The sequence below is a fragment of the Vibrio sp. YMD68 genome, from assembly GCF_029958905.1.
GTDB lineage: Bacteria > Pseudomonadota > Gammaproteobacteria > Enterobacterales > Vibrionaceae > Vibrio.
In genome coordinates this window covers 2,351,037-2,367,265 of record NZ_CP124614.1, presented here as the reverse complement: position 1 = coordinate 2,367,265, position 16,229 = coordinate 2,351,037, and the positions used below count along the sequence as shown (strand labels likewise).

General features: G+C 44.9%; 15 protein-coding genes. All 15 read left to right on the top strand.

The annotated features are described in order from the left end of the window. The first annotated feature begins 3 nt into the window (after positions 1–3). The 15 genes from QF117_RS16640 (at position 4) to fliJ (ending at position 16,184) form a co-directional block, all read left to right on the top strand. The gene (locus QF117_RS16640; protein WP_017033271.1) at positions 4–1,137 is read left to right on the top strand and encodes a flagellin; all 1,134 of its coding nucleotides are present in this window, start codon (positions 4–6) and stop codon (positions 1,135–1,137) included. Between the two features lie 391 nt (positions 1,138–1,528). Beyond that, positions 1,529–2,659, top strand: a complete 1,131-nt coding sequence (locus QF117_RS16635) for a flagellin (RefSeq protein WP_282386931.1) — start codon at positions 1,529–1,531, stop codon at positions 2,657–2,659. Positions 2,660–2,737: 78 nt separating this feature from the next. Beyond that, complete coding sequence (flaG, locus tag QF117_RS16630) at positions 2,738–3,166, top strand: flagellar protein FlaG (RefSeq protein WP_282386929.1); 429 nt, start codon at positions 2,738–2,740, stop codon at positions 3,164–3,166. 22 nt (positions 3,167–3,188) lie between these two features. Further along, positions 3,189–5,180 (top strand): flagellar filament capping protein FliD, encoded by a 1,992-nt coding sequence (gene fliD, locus QF117_RS16625; RefSeq protein ID WP_282386928.1) that lies wholly within the window; start codon positions 3,189–3,191, stop codon positions 5,178–5,180. 4 nt (positions 5,181–5,184) lie between these two features. Beyond that, a complete protein-coding gene (locus QF117_RS16620; protein WP_282386926.1) occupies positions 5,185–5,505 on the top strand; it encodes a flagellar protein FliT in 321 nt (106 codons plus the stop codon). A gap of 12 nt (positions 5,506–5,517) precedes the next feature. After that, positions 5,518–5,928 (top strand): flagellar export chaperone FliS, encoded by a 411-nt coding sequence (gene fliS / locus QF117_RS16615; RefSeq protein ID WP_017033266.1) that lies wholly within the window; start codon positions 5,518–5,520, stop codon positions 5,926–5,928. A 227-nt stretch (positions 5,929–6,155) separates the two neighbouring features. Continuing rightward, positions 6,156–7,625 (top strand): sigma-54 dependent transcriptional regulator, encoded by a 1,470-nt coding sequence (locus tag QF117_RS16610; RefSeq protein ID WP_282386925.1) that lies wholly within the window; start codon positions 6,156–6,158, stop codon positions 7,623–7,625. Between the two features lie 136 nt (positions 7,626–7,761). Further along, entirely contained in the window at positions 7,762–8,862 is a 1,101-nt protein-coding gene (locus QF117_RS16605; protein WP_282386924.1) for an ATP-binding protein, read from the top strand. A 2-nt stretch (positions 8,863–8,864) separates the two neighbouring features. Beyond that, the gene (locus QF117_RS16600) at positions 8,865–10,271 is read left to right on the top strand and encodes a sigma-54 dependent transcriptional regulator (protein WP_282386923.1); all 1,407 of its coding nucleotides are present in this window, start codon (positions 8,865–8,867) and stop codon (positions 10,269–10,271) included. 97 nt (positions 10,272–10,368) lie between these two features. After that, entirely contained in the window at positions 10,369–10,680 is a 312-nt protein-coding gene (gene fliE / locus QF117_RS16595) for a flagellar hook-basal body complex protein FliE (protein ID WP_017033262.1), read from the top strand. A 14-nt stretch (positions 10,681–10,694) separates the two neighbouring features. After that, positions 10,695–12,440, top strand: a complete 1,746-nt coding sequence (fliF, locus tag QF117_RS16590; protein ID WP_282386922.1) for a flagellar basal-body MS-ring/collar protein FliF — start codon at positions 10,695–10,697, stop codon at positions 12,438–12,440. Continuing rightward, positions 12,433–13,488, top strand: coding sequence for a flagellar motor switch protein FliG (fliG, locus tag QF117_RS16585; protein WP_282386920.1), 1,056 nt, complete (start codon positions 12,433–12,435; stop codon positions 13,486–13,488). Before fliF ends, fliG begins: the two co-directional genes overlap by 8 nt. Before the next feature lie 116 nt (positions 13,489–13,604). Then, a complete protein-coding gene (fliH, locus tag QF117_RS16580; protein WP_017033259.1) occupies positions 13,605–14,402 on the top strand; it encodes a flagellar assembly protein FliH in 798 nt (265 codons plus the stop codon). Then, positions 14,402–15,727 (top strand): flagellar protein export ATPase FliI, encoded by a 1,326-nt coding sequence (fliI, locus tag QF117_RS16575; RefSeq protein WP_017039323.1) that lies wholly within the window; start codon positions 14,402–14,404, stop codon positions 15,725–15,727. Before fliH ends, fliI begins: the two co-directional genes overlap by 1 nt. Before the next feature lie 4 nt (positions 15,728–15,731). Next, a complete protein-coding gene (gene fliJ, locus QF117_RS16570; protein WP_282386915.1) occupies positions 15,732–16,184 on the top strand; it encodes a flagellar export protein FliJ in 453 nt (150 codons plus the stop codon). The last annotated feature ends 45 nt before the right edge of the window (positions 16,185–16,229 follow it).

Genomic DNA, 16,229 nt, shown 5'->3' with positions numbered 1-16,229 from the left:
ACCATGGCAGTGAACGTAAATACTAACGTATCAGCAATGACAGCACAGCGTTACCTTAACAGTGCAAACAACGCACAGCAGACGTCAATGGAACGTTTATCATCTGGCTTTAAAATCAATAGTGCTAAAGATGACGCTGCTGGCCTTCAAATTTCGAACCGCTTGAATGTTCAAAGCCGCGGTCTTGATGTAGCAGTACGCAATGCCAACGATGGTATTTCGATTGCACAAACGGCTGAAGGTGCAATGAATGAAACGACAAACATCCTGCAACGTATGCGTGATTTGTCTCTTCAATCCGCTAACGGCTCTAATTCAAAATCTGAGCGTGTAGCGATTCAAGAAGAAGTCAGTGCATTAAACAATGAGCTAAACCGTATTGCAGAAACGACGTCATTTGGTGGCAACAAACTACTGAACGGTACGTTCGAAACTAAGTCTTTCCAAATTGGTGCAGACAACGGTGAAGCGGTTATGCTGTCTTTGAAAGACATGCGTAGTGATAACGCAGAAATGGGTGGTACAAGCTACAAAACTACTAACGGCCAAGATAAAGACTGGTCAGTACAAGCTGGCGGTGCTGATTTAACAATGGCGTTCAAAGACAAGTTTGGCCAAGACCAAGCACTGACTATCAACGCGAAAGAAGGCGATGATATTGAGCAGCTAGCGACGTACATCAATGGTCAACAAGACTTCATTAAAGCGTCTGTTAATGAAGATGGACAACTACAAATGTTAGCAGGTAGCAACAAAGTAGAAGGTGATGTGGCGTTTGGTGGTGCTCTTGCTGGTGAACTTGGTTTCGAACCAGGTCAGGCTGTAACGGTTGACACTATTGACGTAAGAACCGTTGGTGGCGCTCAAGAGTCCGTTGCCATTGTTGATGCGGCATTGAATTTTGTCGATAGCCACCGTGCTGAACTGGGTGCTTTCCAAAACCGTTTTGACCACGCTATCAGCAACTTAGATAACATCAACGAAAACGTGAATGCGTCTAAGAGCCGAATCAAAGACACAGACTTTGCTAAAGAAACAACGGCACTGACTAAGTCTCAAATTCTTTCGCAAGCATCAAGCTCTATTCTTGCTCAAGCGAAACAAGCGCCAAACTCAGCACTAAGCCTACTCGGTTAACCGCTGACAGGTTAAAGCAGAGAGAATCAATTCTCAAAGTAGCTCTTCTATTGAGTGAAATAAAAATCCGGCTTAGGCTGGATTTTTTCTGTTTGTCGCTAAAGTAAGTTTGAGTAATAGAAAATTAGATGGCATTCGCTCCGCTGATATTTAGATTCAACCTGCGCTTATAGTTGAAATTTTCCATGACGCCAGTTATTGACGATTTTCCGGTGTAATTATTTGTTCTTGATCACAAATTCAATCGGTACAAAATAAAATTAAAAAATAATTAAATATTTCCTAAAGCTTATTTCGCCTCGGCCGTTACAGGACTGAGAGAAATGAGATGCGTCAATGTGAGGTGAGAGACACGACGGCGCATCAACCTAAATGCCGAAGGAGATCAAATATGGCAATTAACGTAAACACAAATGTGTCGGCGATGACCGCGCAGCGCTATCTAAATGGTGCTGCCGACGGAACTCAAAAGTCGATGGAACGCCTATCGTCGGGGTACAAGATAAACAGTGCTCGAGATGATGCGGCAGGTCTTCAAATTGCTAACCGTTTAACTTCGCAAAGCCGTGGTTTAGATATGGCGGTAAAAAACGCCAATGATGGTATCTCTATTGCTCAGACAGCTGAAGGAGCAATGAACGAAACCACCAATATCTTACAACGAATGCGCGACCTTTCCCTTCAATCCTCTAATGGTTCGAATTCTCGTTCTGAGCGTGTTGCTATCCAGGAAGAAGTTTCGGCACTGAATAACGAACTGAATCGTATTGCTGAAACCACGTCATTTGGTGGTAACAAACTGCTTAATGGTTCATTTGGTACTCAGTCATTTCAGATCGGAGCAGGCTCAGGTGAAGCAGTAATGCTTAACATGGGCAACATGCGATCAGATACCATGGCGATGGGTGGAAGAAGTTATGTTGCTACAAATGGTCAATCACCAGACTGGAAAGTCGATGCAGCGACGGATCTTACTCTGAACTATAATGATCAAAATGGGGTGGCTAAGTCACTGTCAATTGAAGCGAAACAAGGCGACGATTTAGAGCAGTTGGCGACTTATATCAATGGTCAAAGCGAAGATGTGAAAGCATCCGTGGGTGAAGAAGGTAAGCTTCAACTGTTTGCCTCATCACAGAAAGTCTCTGGTGATGTGACTATTGGTGGTGGTTTAGGCGGTGAAATTGGATTTGGTGCAGGTAAAAATGTGACTGTTGCTGATGTTGATGTCACCACTGTTGCCGGATCGCAAGAAGGCGTATCGATCATTGATAGTGCACTGACGGCGGTAGATAGTCAGCGGGCATCATTAGGTGCGTTCCAAAATCGATTTGGACATGCGATCAGTAACTTGGACAACATCAACGAGAACGTAAACCAATCTCGTAGTCGTATTCAAGATACTGATTATGCAAAGGAAACAACGCAAATGACGAAATCGCAAATACTGCAACAAGCGAGTACGTCAGTGCTAGCTCAAGCAAAGCAGTCACCATCTGCAGCTCTTAGCTTGTTAGGTTGATCGGTAGGTTTCGTCAGGAGCTTATTGGGAAAGGTAGCTCTTAGAGTTACTGACCTATAAGGTGGAAGGGAGACTGTTATGGACATATCATCCAATGCATCGATCATCCAGCCTTACGGCTCAAATGGTGGCATTAAACTTGCTTCAGAAAACAATGGTGCACCCAATGTTTCCTACCGAAAGGAGAGTAATAAAGCATCACAAGTAAACCAAAATCACGTAAAGTCTGTTGAGGCGACAATTGAGCTGGTTAAACAGCGCGAACAGCTGAACAAACAAGAGCGAGAGGCTATGGTAGAGCAGATGAATGATTTCATTTCTTCTATCAATACCGGTTTATCCTTCCGTGTCGATGAGCAGTCAGGAAGGGATGTTGTTACCATCTATGAGGCCAGTACTGGAGATATTATTCGCCAGATACCGGAAGAGGAGATGTTAGAGGTGTTAGGACGTCTTAGAGATCAGGCAGCCCGTTATTCATCTGGGCTGGTTATTGATAAGGTATAATCGTGTTTTTTGAGGTGATTTAATGAGTTTAGGCCCTATGGGGATGAATACTGGCATGGATATCAATTCTATGGTCAGCAAAATTGTCAATGCAGAGCGTATGCCTAAACAGCAACGCATTGACAATGAGCGGACTAATATTGATGCGAGTATTAGCGCCTATGGTCGACTCAAAGAGTCGCTGGATACGATGAAAAATCTCATGGCCAGCTTTCGGCAAGAGAAAGCGTTTGCAGCCAGAACTGTCGGCACCTCAAATGAGGGTGTCGTCGCTGCAACCGCGAATACGGAAGCGATGGCAGGCAGATATTCTGTCGATGTGTTGCAGCTTGCACAGAGTCATAAAGTCGCATCAGATGTATTGTCTGATGATGATAAATTTGGCCCTGGTAAGCTGCAGATTCAATTAGGAAGAAATGATTTCACCATTGATGTGAAAGACAACGCCAGCCTAGTTGATGTCGTCAGAGAAATAAACGGCAATAAAAGCAACCCGGGTGTTCGTGCCTCGGTGATTAATGATGTCGATGGCCCAAGGCTTATCGTTGCATCAAACCTTTCTGGGCAAGAAAACGCCATCAAAATTTCGGCCCAAACAGACGACAGTTTAAATCCGCTAAATAAACTGGAATACAAAACACTTGAAGAACGTGTTAAAGATTTAGAAAAAGCCCGTTCCGCTGCGCAAGAACTGATCAGTCCATTATCCCCAATCGAGCAAAAATTGGCGCAAAAAGTCGCCGACACCATTAGTGACGCAGCAAAAGATGTGGATCAAGAGTTGGCTGATGAAGCATCTCAGGCCGTGATTAACGCCGATCCTAATGCTGAAAAAGCGGGCTTGGCAGGTAATGAACTTTCTAAAGATGCGATAGCAGCCGCAACGGATGCGAACAAGTATGTGAAGCCTCAAGATCGGATTCCTGGTTGGACGGAGACGGCATCCGGAACGTTACTCGACTCTTACTATGAACCGGATCCAGAGCTCGATGCGAAAGCGTTAGAGAAATCATCGGACGTTCCCGGTTGGAGCAACAGTGCGTCAGGCACCCTGACGGATTCTTACGTTACGCCAAAAGAGGCGAAACAAGAATTAGAGCGTAAATTGGCAGAAGAAAAAGCCGCCATTGCACGTGCCGTTGAAAGTGGGGAAATCAGCCCTGAACGCGCAAAGCAGATGGAAAGGGCAAAATTAACGCCGGAAGAACGTGCCTATTTGGAGCGAGTTGACCAAGCGGACGCGGATTTAAAATCGGCACAAAGTGCTTTCGATTCCTATATGGGGATGACACAGGTTCAAGCCGCGCAAGATTCAAAAGTCATGCTTGATGGTGTCGCACAGCTTTCAAGCAATAATAATGTGATTGAGAATGCCATCGAAGGTGTTGACCTTTCTATCAAAGGCAAAACCGATCCAAACAAACCGCCTGCGGAAATTGATATCGAATACGACAGGCAAGGGGTCCGAGAGGATATCGAACAGTTTGTCGCGGCCTACAACCAGTTTTATCAGACTAGCAAAGAGTTAGGTGGCGTAGACCCTCGTACAGGACAAGCTGGCCCACTGGCAGGCGATAGTATTGTACGAAGTGCAGACTCACGATTGAAGTCGGTGTTTTCTTCGAGTATTGAGCCTGCACCAGACGAACTAAAGTCATTGACTGAATTTGGTATCACCACGACTCGTCAAGGTACGCTTGAAATCAACTATAATATGCTTGATCGCCAACTGAATAATAATTTCACTAAGTTGGGTGACTTCTTCGGTGGCAACCAGGGTTTTGCTAAAAAAGTGGAAGATGCCATCCACAGTATGACTAATGCAACGGGATCGATAAGGACTCGAGAGCAGAGCTTAGTGGAGAGAAATTACCGCCTAGCAGACGACCAAGCGGCACTCGATCGCCGGATGGAAGGTCTTGAGAAGCGGACTCATTCAAAATTTGCCAGCATGCAGGACTCAACCAGTAAAATGCAATACCAACTGGCCGGCATGATGAATGCATTAGGTTAATGGTATGGTTACCGAAAGCAACGTAGCGGCAACGAATGAAATTCGTGATATTGATCACCAAATTAAAGGTATTTTACAAACAAATGACTTTAATGCTGAAGATATTATGGAGCTGGTCGATAAAAGGGAACGGATATTGCAAAATATCTTAAACTATATAAAAGAAAATCCGAGTTTTGCTGAGTCAGATGATTGGCTCTCTTTAGTTGAACAGACAAAACAAATCGTAACGCTGATGCAATCAGAAACAATGAAAATTGGCAGTACACTCAAAAAGTACCGTTACGGCAACAAGTCTGTTCAGCAATACAAGAAGTTTTTATAAAAGAGGAACGTTATGCGTGGTTCATTACAGGCATACAAAAAGGTATCAGTAGACAGTCAGTTGAGTGCGGCGTCACCGCATAAAATTGTGCAAATGCTTATGGCGGGTGCTATTGAGCGACTGATCCAAGGAAAAGCCGCGATGCAACAGGGTAATATTCCAGTGAAAGGTGAACGCCTAGGTAAAGCTCTGGACATCATAATTAGCCTGAGAAGCTGTTTATCGATGAGTGATGGCGGAGATGTTGCCAAAAACCTGGATCAACTCTATGAGTTCATGATCACTCAAATTTCTGCGGCAAACCATAAAAATGACCCTCAGCCGATAGACGATGTTATCGATATTATTCGTGAAATTAAGTCAGCTTGGGATCAAATTCCGACGGAATATCATAACTTGACCGCCTCCGACGTTGGTATCTAATTCCTAAGCAAAAGATGACATTAACCTCACAACGAGTAATTGCTTAGTTGCCTTATTTTTTTAATCAAATAAAATAGAAGCCACTTACAGTATTGTAGTGGCTTTTTTGTTGCTGATTTATATAAATTGTCTATCGTTATAGTAGCTCTTATCAAAGTAAGCGCCTTGTTTCCGGACTATTAGATTTAGCCACCAACTTATCAAAATGAAGGCAATCATTCTCACCTATGCATGGTTTATCAAAAATACTTGTGATTGAAGATGACGCACAAGTGCGAATTAATCTCAGTAATATTTTAGAATTCGTTGGAGAGCAGTGCGAAGTAGTGACATCGGATCATATCGAGGATATCGATTGGTCAAAGTTTTCAGCAGGATGCATTCTTGGTTCTATACAAGGGGAAGTACTGCCTTCTAGCTTGAGTCAACAGCTTTCATCTGTTCATCACATCCCACTCTTGGTCGCGGGCAAACAAGCGTACCCTGTCGACGACTATCCACAATACGTTGGAGAGTTGGAGTTTCCCCTAAATTACCCGCAACTTAGTGAGGCGCTGAGACACTGCAAAGACTTTCTTGGTCGTAAAGGTGTTCAAACTTCTCTCTCTAGGAAAAACACCTTATTTCGCAGTTTAGTCGGTCAAAGCCTGGGTATTCAAGAAGTCAGACATTTGATTGAACAAGTCTCCGATACGGAAGCGAATGTCTTAATTCTAGGCGAATCGGGTACGGGTAAAGAAGTGGTAGCGCGTAACATTCATTACCATTCCACCCGTCGTAAGGGGCCTTTTGTACCGATCAACTGTGGGGCTATTCCTCCTGATTTACTGGAAAGTGAATTGTTTGGTCACGAAAAAGGTGCATTTACTGGGGCGATCACCTCAAGAAAAGGACGATTTGAGCTTGCAGAAGGTGGAACGCTTTTCCTAGATGAAATTGGCGACATGCCAATGCCTATGCAAGTCAAGCTGCTGCGTGTTCTTCAGGAACGCTGTTTTGAGCGTGTCGGTGGAAATACCACGATCCGAGTTAATGTGCGGGTTGTTGCAGCCACGCATCGAAACTTAGAAGAAATGATTACTGCGGAGTCTTTTCGCGAAGACCTTTATTATCGCTTGAACGTTTTTCCGATTGAAATGCCGGCATTAAAACATCGTAAAGATGATATTCCGCTATTGCTTCAAGAATTAATGACTCGCATGGAAGCCGAAGGCGGTCAGCCTATTTGTTTCACTCCGAGGTCGATTAACTCATTAATGGAGCATGACTGGCCGGGTAATGTTCGTGAGTTAGCGAATCTGATTGAACGGATGATCATTTTGTACCCGAACAGCTTAGTGGATGTGAATCATCTTCCCACTAAGTATCGCTACAGTGATATTCCAGAATTTCAGCCTGAAAACACCAGCTTTGCTTCAATTGAAGAGCAAGAGCGCGATGTTTTAGCCGACATCTTTTCAGAAGATTTCAGTTTAGAAAACGTTGACCCGTTTCATGAGCAGATGATCGCAAATGCTCCACAATCTCTTCCACCAGAAGGTCTTAATCTAAAAGAGCTCTTGGCTGATCTCGAAGTAAACATGATCAATCAAGCGCTTGATGCTCAAGGTGGTGTTGTTGCTCGAGCCGCTGATATGCTGGGGATGAGACGGACAACGCTTGTTGAAAAAATGCGTAAATATGATATTCAGCGATAGCATGTCAATTAGTTGACAGCTCAATGATTTAGGTGTAACCCGTTGATTTTTAAATAACAATAGCCTGGCTTGTTAATTGCATGCCAGGCTATTGTCCTTTTATTGGCAGAAAATCGACTATTGGCAGAAAATCGACATGCAAACATCAGAACCCACAGAACATCAGTCGCACCTAGACACGCTTGAAGATCAAGTCGAGCGCTACAAACAAGTACTCGACGTTATGCCCGCCGGTGTCATTTTGCTCGATACCCAAGGTGTTGTGCGTGAAGCCAATCCAGAAGCTCAAAAGCTGTTAGAAGTCTCTTTGATTGGAGAAAAGTGGTTTACCGTTATTCAATCTGCCTTTGCTCCGCGAGAAGATGATGGACACGAAATCTCCTTACGCAATGGTCGCAAAGTCCGATTAGCGATTTCTGCATCGCACACCGGCCAACTGATTTTAATTACCGATCTCACTGAGACTCGATTACTTCAATCAAGAATTGGCGATCTTCAGCGTTTGTCATCGCTGGGGAAAATGGTGGCTTCGTTAGCGCACCAAGTACGAACGCCACTCTCTAGTGCGATGTTATATGCATCCAATCTAGCAGCACCGAACCTGCCACCGGCCACGAAAGACCGTTTTCAATCTAAACTTATGGATAGACTGCATGATTTAGAAAAGCAAGTGAATGACATGCTGTTGTTTGCTAAAGGTGGTGATAATAAAGTCGTGAAGTCATTCACGATTGGAGAATTAGTTGCAGAGTTTAATCCAATGGTGGAAACGGCGCTGAAACATAACCACATAGATTACTGCTTAGAAGTCGAACAAGAGCAAACGACCTTATTAGGCAACGCCAATGCCATCGCTTCTGCATTGAGTAACTTGGTGTTGAATGCCATTCAGATCAGTGGAAAAAATGCACAGATTGATGTGTTCTTCCGACCTGTTAATGACAGGCTCAAAATCTCGGTGCAAGACAGTGGGCCGGGAGTGCCTAAAGAGCTACAAAGCAAAATTATGGAGCCGTTCTTTACCACGCGATCTCAAGGAACGGGCTTAGGTCTAGCCGTGGTACAAATGGTTTGTCGGGCCCACGATGGTCAATTAGAGCTTATTTCAGAGCAAGGCGATGGCGCATGTTTCACCATGTGCCTACCCTTAAAGCATCACGCTTCAGATACGCAAGAGACGATTCCCACAGCTCAAATGTCGGATTCGGAATCAGCAGTCACCACTAACGGAGAATAACCATGGCGCAAAGTAAAGTCTTGATAGTAGAAGATGATGAGGGACTACGTGAAGCTTTAGTCGATACATTGGCATTAGCCGGTTATGAATGGTTAGAAGCGGACAGTGCAGAAGACGCGTTGGTTAAGCTGAAATCTAACTCTGTTGATATTGTGGTTTCTGATGTACAAATGGCTGGGATGGGGGGACTGGCACTGTTGCGAAACATCAAACAACATTGGCCAAATTTACCTGTGCTACTCATGACAGCTTACGCCAATATTGAAGATGCTGTCTCTGCGATGAAAGATGGGGCAATAGACTATATGGCGAAACCTTTTGCGCCTGAAGTCTTGCTCAATATGGTCAGTCGTTACGCGCCAGTCAAATCCGATGACAATGGTGATGCCATCGTTGCCGATGAAAAAAGTCTAAAATTATTGGCGCTGGCTGATAAAGTCGCCAAAACCGATGCCAATGTCATGGTACTTGGCCCGAGTGGTTCTGGTAAAGAGGTGATGTCTCGCTATATTCATAACGCGTCGAACAGAAAAGATGGGCCATTTGTTGCGATCAACTGCGCAGCAATTCCAGACAATATGTTAGAAGCCACACTGTTTGGTTACGAAAAAGGCGCGTTTACCGGAGCGGTACAAGCTTGTCCGGGGAAATTTGAGCAAGCACAAGGCGGAACGATCTTACTTGATGAAATCAGTGAGATGGATTTAAATCTTCAAGCCAAATTGCTACGTGTTATCCAAGAGCGTGAAGTCGAGCGTTTAGGCAGTCGAAAAAGTGTTCAACTGGACGTGCGTGTTCTAGCCACCAGTAACCGAGACTTAAAGCAGTATGTGCAAGAGGGCAATTTCCGAGAAGACCTCTACTATCGACTGAACGTCTTCCCAATTACCTGGCCTGCGCTAAGCGAAAGACCTGGAGATATCCAACCGCTCGCTCAGCATTTGGTTGAGAGACACTGTAAAAAGCTCGGTATCCCCGTGCCACAGCTTAACGCTCAAGCCTTGAGTAAGTTGCTTCAATACAGCTGGCCTGGAAATGTTCGTGAACTGGACAATGTGGTTCAGCGTGCGTTGATATTAAGCGACAATCAAAACATTACCGGTGAGCATATCTTACTCGAAGGGATCGATTGGCAAGACGCTAGTGGGCTGCAGCAAGTGGTTGAAACTGGGATAGCGGCACCGTCGATTAAACCCGTTGCTGAGGTTGATTCATCCAGTGCGGTAACTTCTGCTTCATCTGGGTTGGGTGGAGAGTTACGAGATCAAGAGTACAGCATCATTTTAGATACATTGGTTGAGTGCAATGGTCGCCGTAAAGAGATGGCCGAAAAACTGGGTATTAGCCCTCGAACATTACGCTACAAACTGGCTAAAATGAGAGATGCGGGCATCGATGTACCGGGCTAAAAAGTAATAAAGGATGCGACACAAAATAATGGCATATTAATTGCTGTTTACTTAATAAGAATGAACATAAGTCAAAGAATTGGCATTTGAGGTTGTAATGATAGTTAACGGTCTACAAGGCGAAATGCAAGCGCTCATGTTTGAAGCCACGAATACAAAACCGACTGCCACGGGCCAAAGTGTGGGTGCCGATTTTGGCAATATGCTGAACAAAGCGATCAATAACGTTAATGGGCTTTCAAAATCGTCAAGCGACTTTCAAATGCGCTTTGATCGAGGTGATGAAGACGTGTCATTGTCGGATGTAATGATCGCTCGTAATAAATCGAGTGTTGCTTTTGAAGCAACGATTCAGGTGCGCAACAAATTGGTTGAAGCGTACAAAGAACTTATGAACATGCCAGTATAATTTAGGTAGTAAACGTGACTGACGATAATCAAAATACAGACTTAGCATTAACGGATTCTGCAGACAGTCACTCGATGGTCACAAGCTCCGATCTTGATACACAAACGCAAAACCCCGATCTCGACGAAAAAAGCTCATCAAAATTTGATATGGCGATCGGTGATTTAGACCTACTTCGTCAAGTCGTTCTAGTCCTTTCTATCTCTATCTGTGTCGCACTCATTGTGATGCTTTTTTTCTGGGTGAAAGAGCCTGAAATGCGCCCACTCGGGGCTTATGAGACAGAAGAGCTTATCCCCGTTCTTGATTACCTTGATCAGCAAAAACTCGATTACACACTAGAAGGTAATACCATTCTAGTTCCGGTGAATAACTACAATAATTTAAAACTCAACCTAGCGCGTGCTGGTCTTAACCAACAGGGCAGTGCTGGTGACGATATCCTGCTTCAAGACATGGGCTTTGGTGTTTCTCAGCGATTAGAATTGGAACGTTTAAAACTAAGCCGAGAACGTCAACTGTCTAAAACAATGGAAGAAATGAAACAAGTACGTAAGGCTCGTGTGTTACTGGCACTTCCCAAGCAAAGCGTGTTTGTTCGTCATAACCAAGAAGCATCGGCCTCCGTATTTTTGACACTCAGAACAGGAGCGTCGCTCAAACAAGGTGAAGTCGACTCTATTGTTGATATGGTAGGCAGTGCGGTACCCGGCATGAAACCGACGAGAGTCACGGTGACGGATCAACACGGCCGCTTACTTAGCTCAGGCTCTCAAGACCCAGCATCAGCTGCGCGCCGAAAAGAGCACGAATTAGAAAGAAAACAAGAACAAGCGGTACGCGAAAAAATAGATTCAGTCCTCATCCCTATCCTTGGCTTTGGGAACTACACCGCTCAAGTCGATATCGAACTGGATTTCAGCGCTGTCGAACAAACCAGTAAGCGTTTCGATCCAAACACGCCCGCAACTCGTAGTGAGTACACCTTGGAAGATTACAATAACGGTAATGTCGTTGCTGGTATTCCTGGGGCGCTCAGTAATCAACCTCCAGCGGATGCATCGATTCCTCAAGACGTTGCACAAATGAAAGATGGCTCACTAACAGGCCAAGGCTCAGTGCACCGAGAAGCGACACGAAACTTCGAGTTAGATACCACTATCAGCCACGAAAGACGTCAAACGGGCATTGTGAATCGACAAACCGTCGCGGTCGCCATAAAAAATCGTTCTTCCGTGAATCCGGAAACAGGAGAAACGACGTACACTTCACTTAGCGAAGGTGATTTAAATTCAATTCGTCAGGTGCTGGTTGGTGCTGTAGGTTTTAATGAAGGCCGAGGCGATTTACTCAATGTACTGAGTATGAACTTTGCTCAGCCTGAAATTGAAAACATTGCAGATGTGCCTATCTGGGAACACCCTAACTTTAACGATTGGATTCGTTGGTTTGCTAGCGCACTCGTCATTGTCGTTGTGATCTTAGTCCTTGTACGTCCAGCGATGAAAAAACTGCTTAACCCAACCGCTGACGATGATGAACAGATGTACGGTCCAGATGGATTACCGATTGGCGCCGATGGCGAAACCAGCTTGATTGGCGGTGAAATTGAAGGTGGTGAGTTGTTCGAGTTCGGTTCTAGCATTGATTTACCGAACCTGCATAAAGATGAAGATGTGCTAAAAGCAGTTCGCGCATTAGTGGCTAATGAACCTGAGCTTGCCGCTCAAGTTGTGAAAAATTGGATGGAAGATGCCTAACGATATTGTACCCCAAGATAATGGGGAAGGCGGCAATGAAGTCACCGTCGACATAGCAACCATTACCGGTGATGAAAAAGCGGCGATCTTGCTGCTGAGTCTGAATGAAGAAGATGCCGCGGGAATTATTCGTCATCTAGAGCCGAAGCAGGTTCAAAGGGTGGGTAGTGCCATGGCCAAAGCATCGGATCTTAGCCAAGAAAAAGTGGGCGCTGTTCACCGTGCATTTTTAGAAGACATCCAGAAATACACCAATATCGGTATGGGCAGCGAAGACTTTATGCGAAATGCATTAGTGGCTGCCTTGGGTGAAGATAAGGCCAATAATCTTGTTGACCAAATACTGTTAGGGACCGGCTCAAAAGGTTTGGATTCATTGAAATGGATGGATCCACGTCAAGTTGCCAGCATCATCATTAATGAGCACCCTCAGATTCAAACCATCGTATTGTCTTATCTAGAAGCGGATCAATCGGCGGAGATATTGTCTCAGTTTGCAGAACGTGATCGCTTAGACTTAATGATGCGAATTGCCAACCTTGAAGAAGTTCAACCATCGGCACTGGCTGAATTGAACGAAATCATGGAGAAACAGTTTGCGGGTCAAGCTGGTGCGCAAGCGGCCAAAATTGGTGGCCTGAAAGCCGCGGCTGAAATCATGAACTACATGGACAATAATGTTGAAGGCACCTTGATGGATCAAATCCGAGATCAAGATGAAGATATGGCAACGCAAATTCAAGATCTCATGTTTGTCTTTGAAAACCTTATTGAAGTGGATGACCAAGGTATTCAAAAACTGCTGCGTGATGTACCGCAAGATGTGTTGCAAAAATCCCTCAAAGGCGCAGACGATGCATTACGAGACAAGATCTTCAAGAACATGTCGAAACGTGCTGCTGAGATGATGAGTGATGACTTAGAAGCGATGCCTCCGGTTAAAGTTTCTGATGTAGAGGCGGCGCAAAAAGAGATTCTTGCTATTGCACGTCGAATGGCAGATAACGGAGAGATCATGCTTTCTGGTGGTGCAGACGAATTCTTGTAATTCAGGTTGTTGAGAATGCAATGCTGTTATCACGTTAAGCAATGACACGTTAAGCAATGACACTGAGTCTAATTATCAAACAATTTATCAAATAATCACGCTAATAAAGGATTCCCATGTCAGGTGAAAGAAAACGTGGCTTTTTACGCCTTGATGATGAATCAGTCGCTCAACCTAAAAAGTGGGGGCTGCCTGATTATGGGGCAGAGGTGAATAAAAACGCCAAAGAAACAGCGATGAATTATGACCCTAGCTGGGTTCCTAGTTTTGAAGATCCGGTTGAAGAAGCCCCTTTACAGCTGACTAACGATGAAATTGAACAGATCAAACAAGGTGCGTATCAGGAAGGTTTACTGCAAGGGCAAGAAGCTGGCTTTAAACAAGGATACGACAAAGGCAAAGAGCAGGGCATAGAAGAAGGCCGCACGGAAGGCCTTGAACTGGGTAAGTCCGAAGGGCTTGTCGCAGGGCAATCGTTCATTGACGAGCAAGTGGCGACTTTTGTTTCTTTAGCTAACCAGTTTGCTCAGCCATTAGAGCTAATGAACGCGCAAGTTGAAAAACAGTTAGTCGATATGGTGCTACTTTTGGTCAAAGAAGTCGTCCACGTTGAAGTGCAAACCAATCCCCAAGTTATTCTCGATACGGTTAAACAATCCGTGGAAGCCTTACCCGTTTCTGGTCACGCGATTACCCTCAAGTTACATCCAGAAGACGTCGATATTATCCGACAATCATACGGTGACAAAGAACTCGATTTTCGTAATTGGACACTGCACAGTGAACCGGCGCTTAATCGTGGTGATGTTCAAATTGAAGCCGGTGAGTCGAGTGTAAACTATCGATTAGAAGAACGAATTCGTAGCGTTATTGCCAGTTTCTGTGGCAGTAATCGCCATCAAGGTGCTGATTAATGCTGCCTTTAGCCGAACGCCTCAACCAATACAAAACCCAGGGCGTGAGCTGTAAACCGGTTGCCTCTGGTAAATTGGTCAGAGTCGTTGGTTTAACATTGGAAGCGACGGGTTGCCGTGCGCCTATCGGTAGCCTCTGTACCGTTGAAACCATGACCGGTGAGATGGAAGCGGAAGTGGTCGGTTTTTCTGGCGATAATCTTTATTTAATGCCCAGCGAGCAAATCACCGGAGTGCTCCCCGGTGCTAAAGTGACCCCACTCACCAGCGAAGTGGGGTTGTCGGTGGGAATGGAATTGTTAGGTCGAGTCATTGATGGTGTGGGTAACCCGCTGGATGGTTTGGGCCCAATTTACACTGAACATCGCGCCGCCTTTAATTCTTCCCCTATTAACCCTTTGTCACGTAAACCCATTACCGAACCCTTAGATGTCGGGCTAAAAGCGATCAATGGGTTGCTTACTGTAGGCAAAGGTCAGCGTATTGGGTTGTTTGCGGGCTCTGGTGTCGGTAAATCGGTCACGCTGGGTATGATGACCCGAGGAACAACGGCGCAAGTTGTGGTCGTTGGCCTTATTGGTGAGCGTGGACGAGAAGTAAAAGAATTTATTGAAGAGATTCTTGGTGTCGATGGCCGTCAACGTTCTGTTGTGGTGGCGGCTCCGGCCGATTCTTCACCACTTATGCGTTTGAAAGGCTGTCAAACAGCGTTGACGGTGGCGGAATATTTCCGTGATCAAGGCTTAGATGTGCTATTGCTTATGGATTCCTTGACTCGTTTTGCCCAGGCTCAACGTGAAATTGCGTTGTCCGTAGGCGAACCTCCAGCAACGAAAGGTTACCCACCCTCGGTGTTTGCAAAGTTGCCTGCTTTGGTCGAAAGAGCAGGAAATGGCGGTGAACATCAAGGTTCGATTACCGCATTTTTCACCGTATTAACGGAAGGGGATGATTTACAAGACCCTATCGCCGATGCCTCACGTGCGATTCTTGATGGTCACATTGTTTTATCTCGTGAAATGGCCGATGCAGGCCATTATCCAGCGATTGACGTAGAAAAATCAGTCAGTCGCGTGATGCCACAGATTACCACCGATGAGCATATGCTGATGTCCAAAGCGGTGAGGCAAGTTCTTTCTATTTGTCGAAAAAACCAAGATCTTGTTTCTATTGGTGCCTATAAACCAGGTACGGACCCAGGCATTGACAGTGCGTTCACGCTTAAGCCGAGATTGGATGAATACCTCCAGCAAAGTATGAAAGAAAGTGTGCCTTACGCAATGTGTGTTGGCATGTTGAAAAACGTTTTGCAGATAGAGTCATAGCAAAATGGAAAACGCACTAGGCTTTTTACTGGAGCAATCGAAAGACCGAGAAGACCAGGCGGTTCTGGCTCTTAACCAAGCGAACGCAGAGCTGAATAATTACTATGAGCAACTCTCCCAGATTGAAAAATACCGTTTAGATTACTGTCAGCAACTGATTGATCGTGGGAAAGAAGGATTGACGGCCAGTCAGTATGGTCATTTGAATCGATTTCTCACTCAACTTGACGAAACACTGGCTAAGCAGAAACAAGCGGAATCGCACTTTAAAAGCCAAGTCGATAATTGTCAGGAGCATTGGTTAGAAGTGCGTAAACAGCGCCGCTCTTATGAGTGGTTGTTGGAAAAGAAACAGACAGAAAAACAAAAGCTTCAAGAGATGCGTGAACAGAAACAACTCGATGAGTTTTCAACACTGCAGTTTAGCCGTAACAAATCGAATAAGGATCTCTTTTAGCGGCAAATATTGGCGTACTTCTTGCAAAAACTAGATGCTATCTCA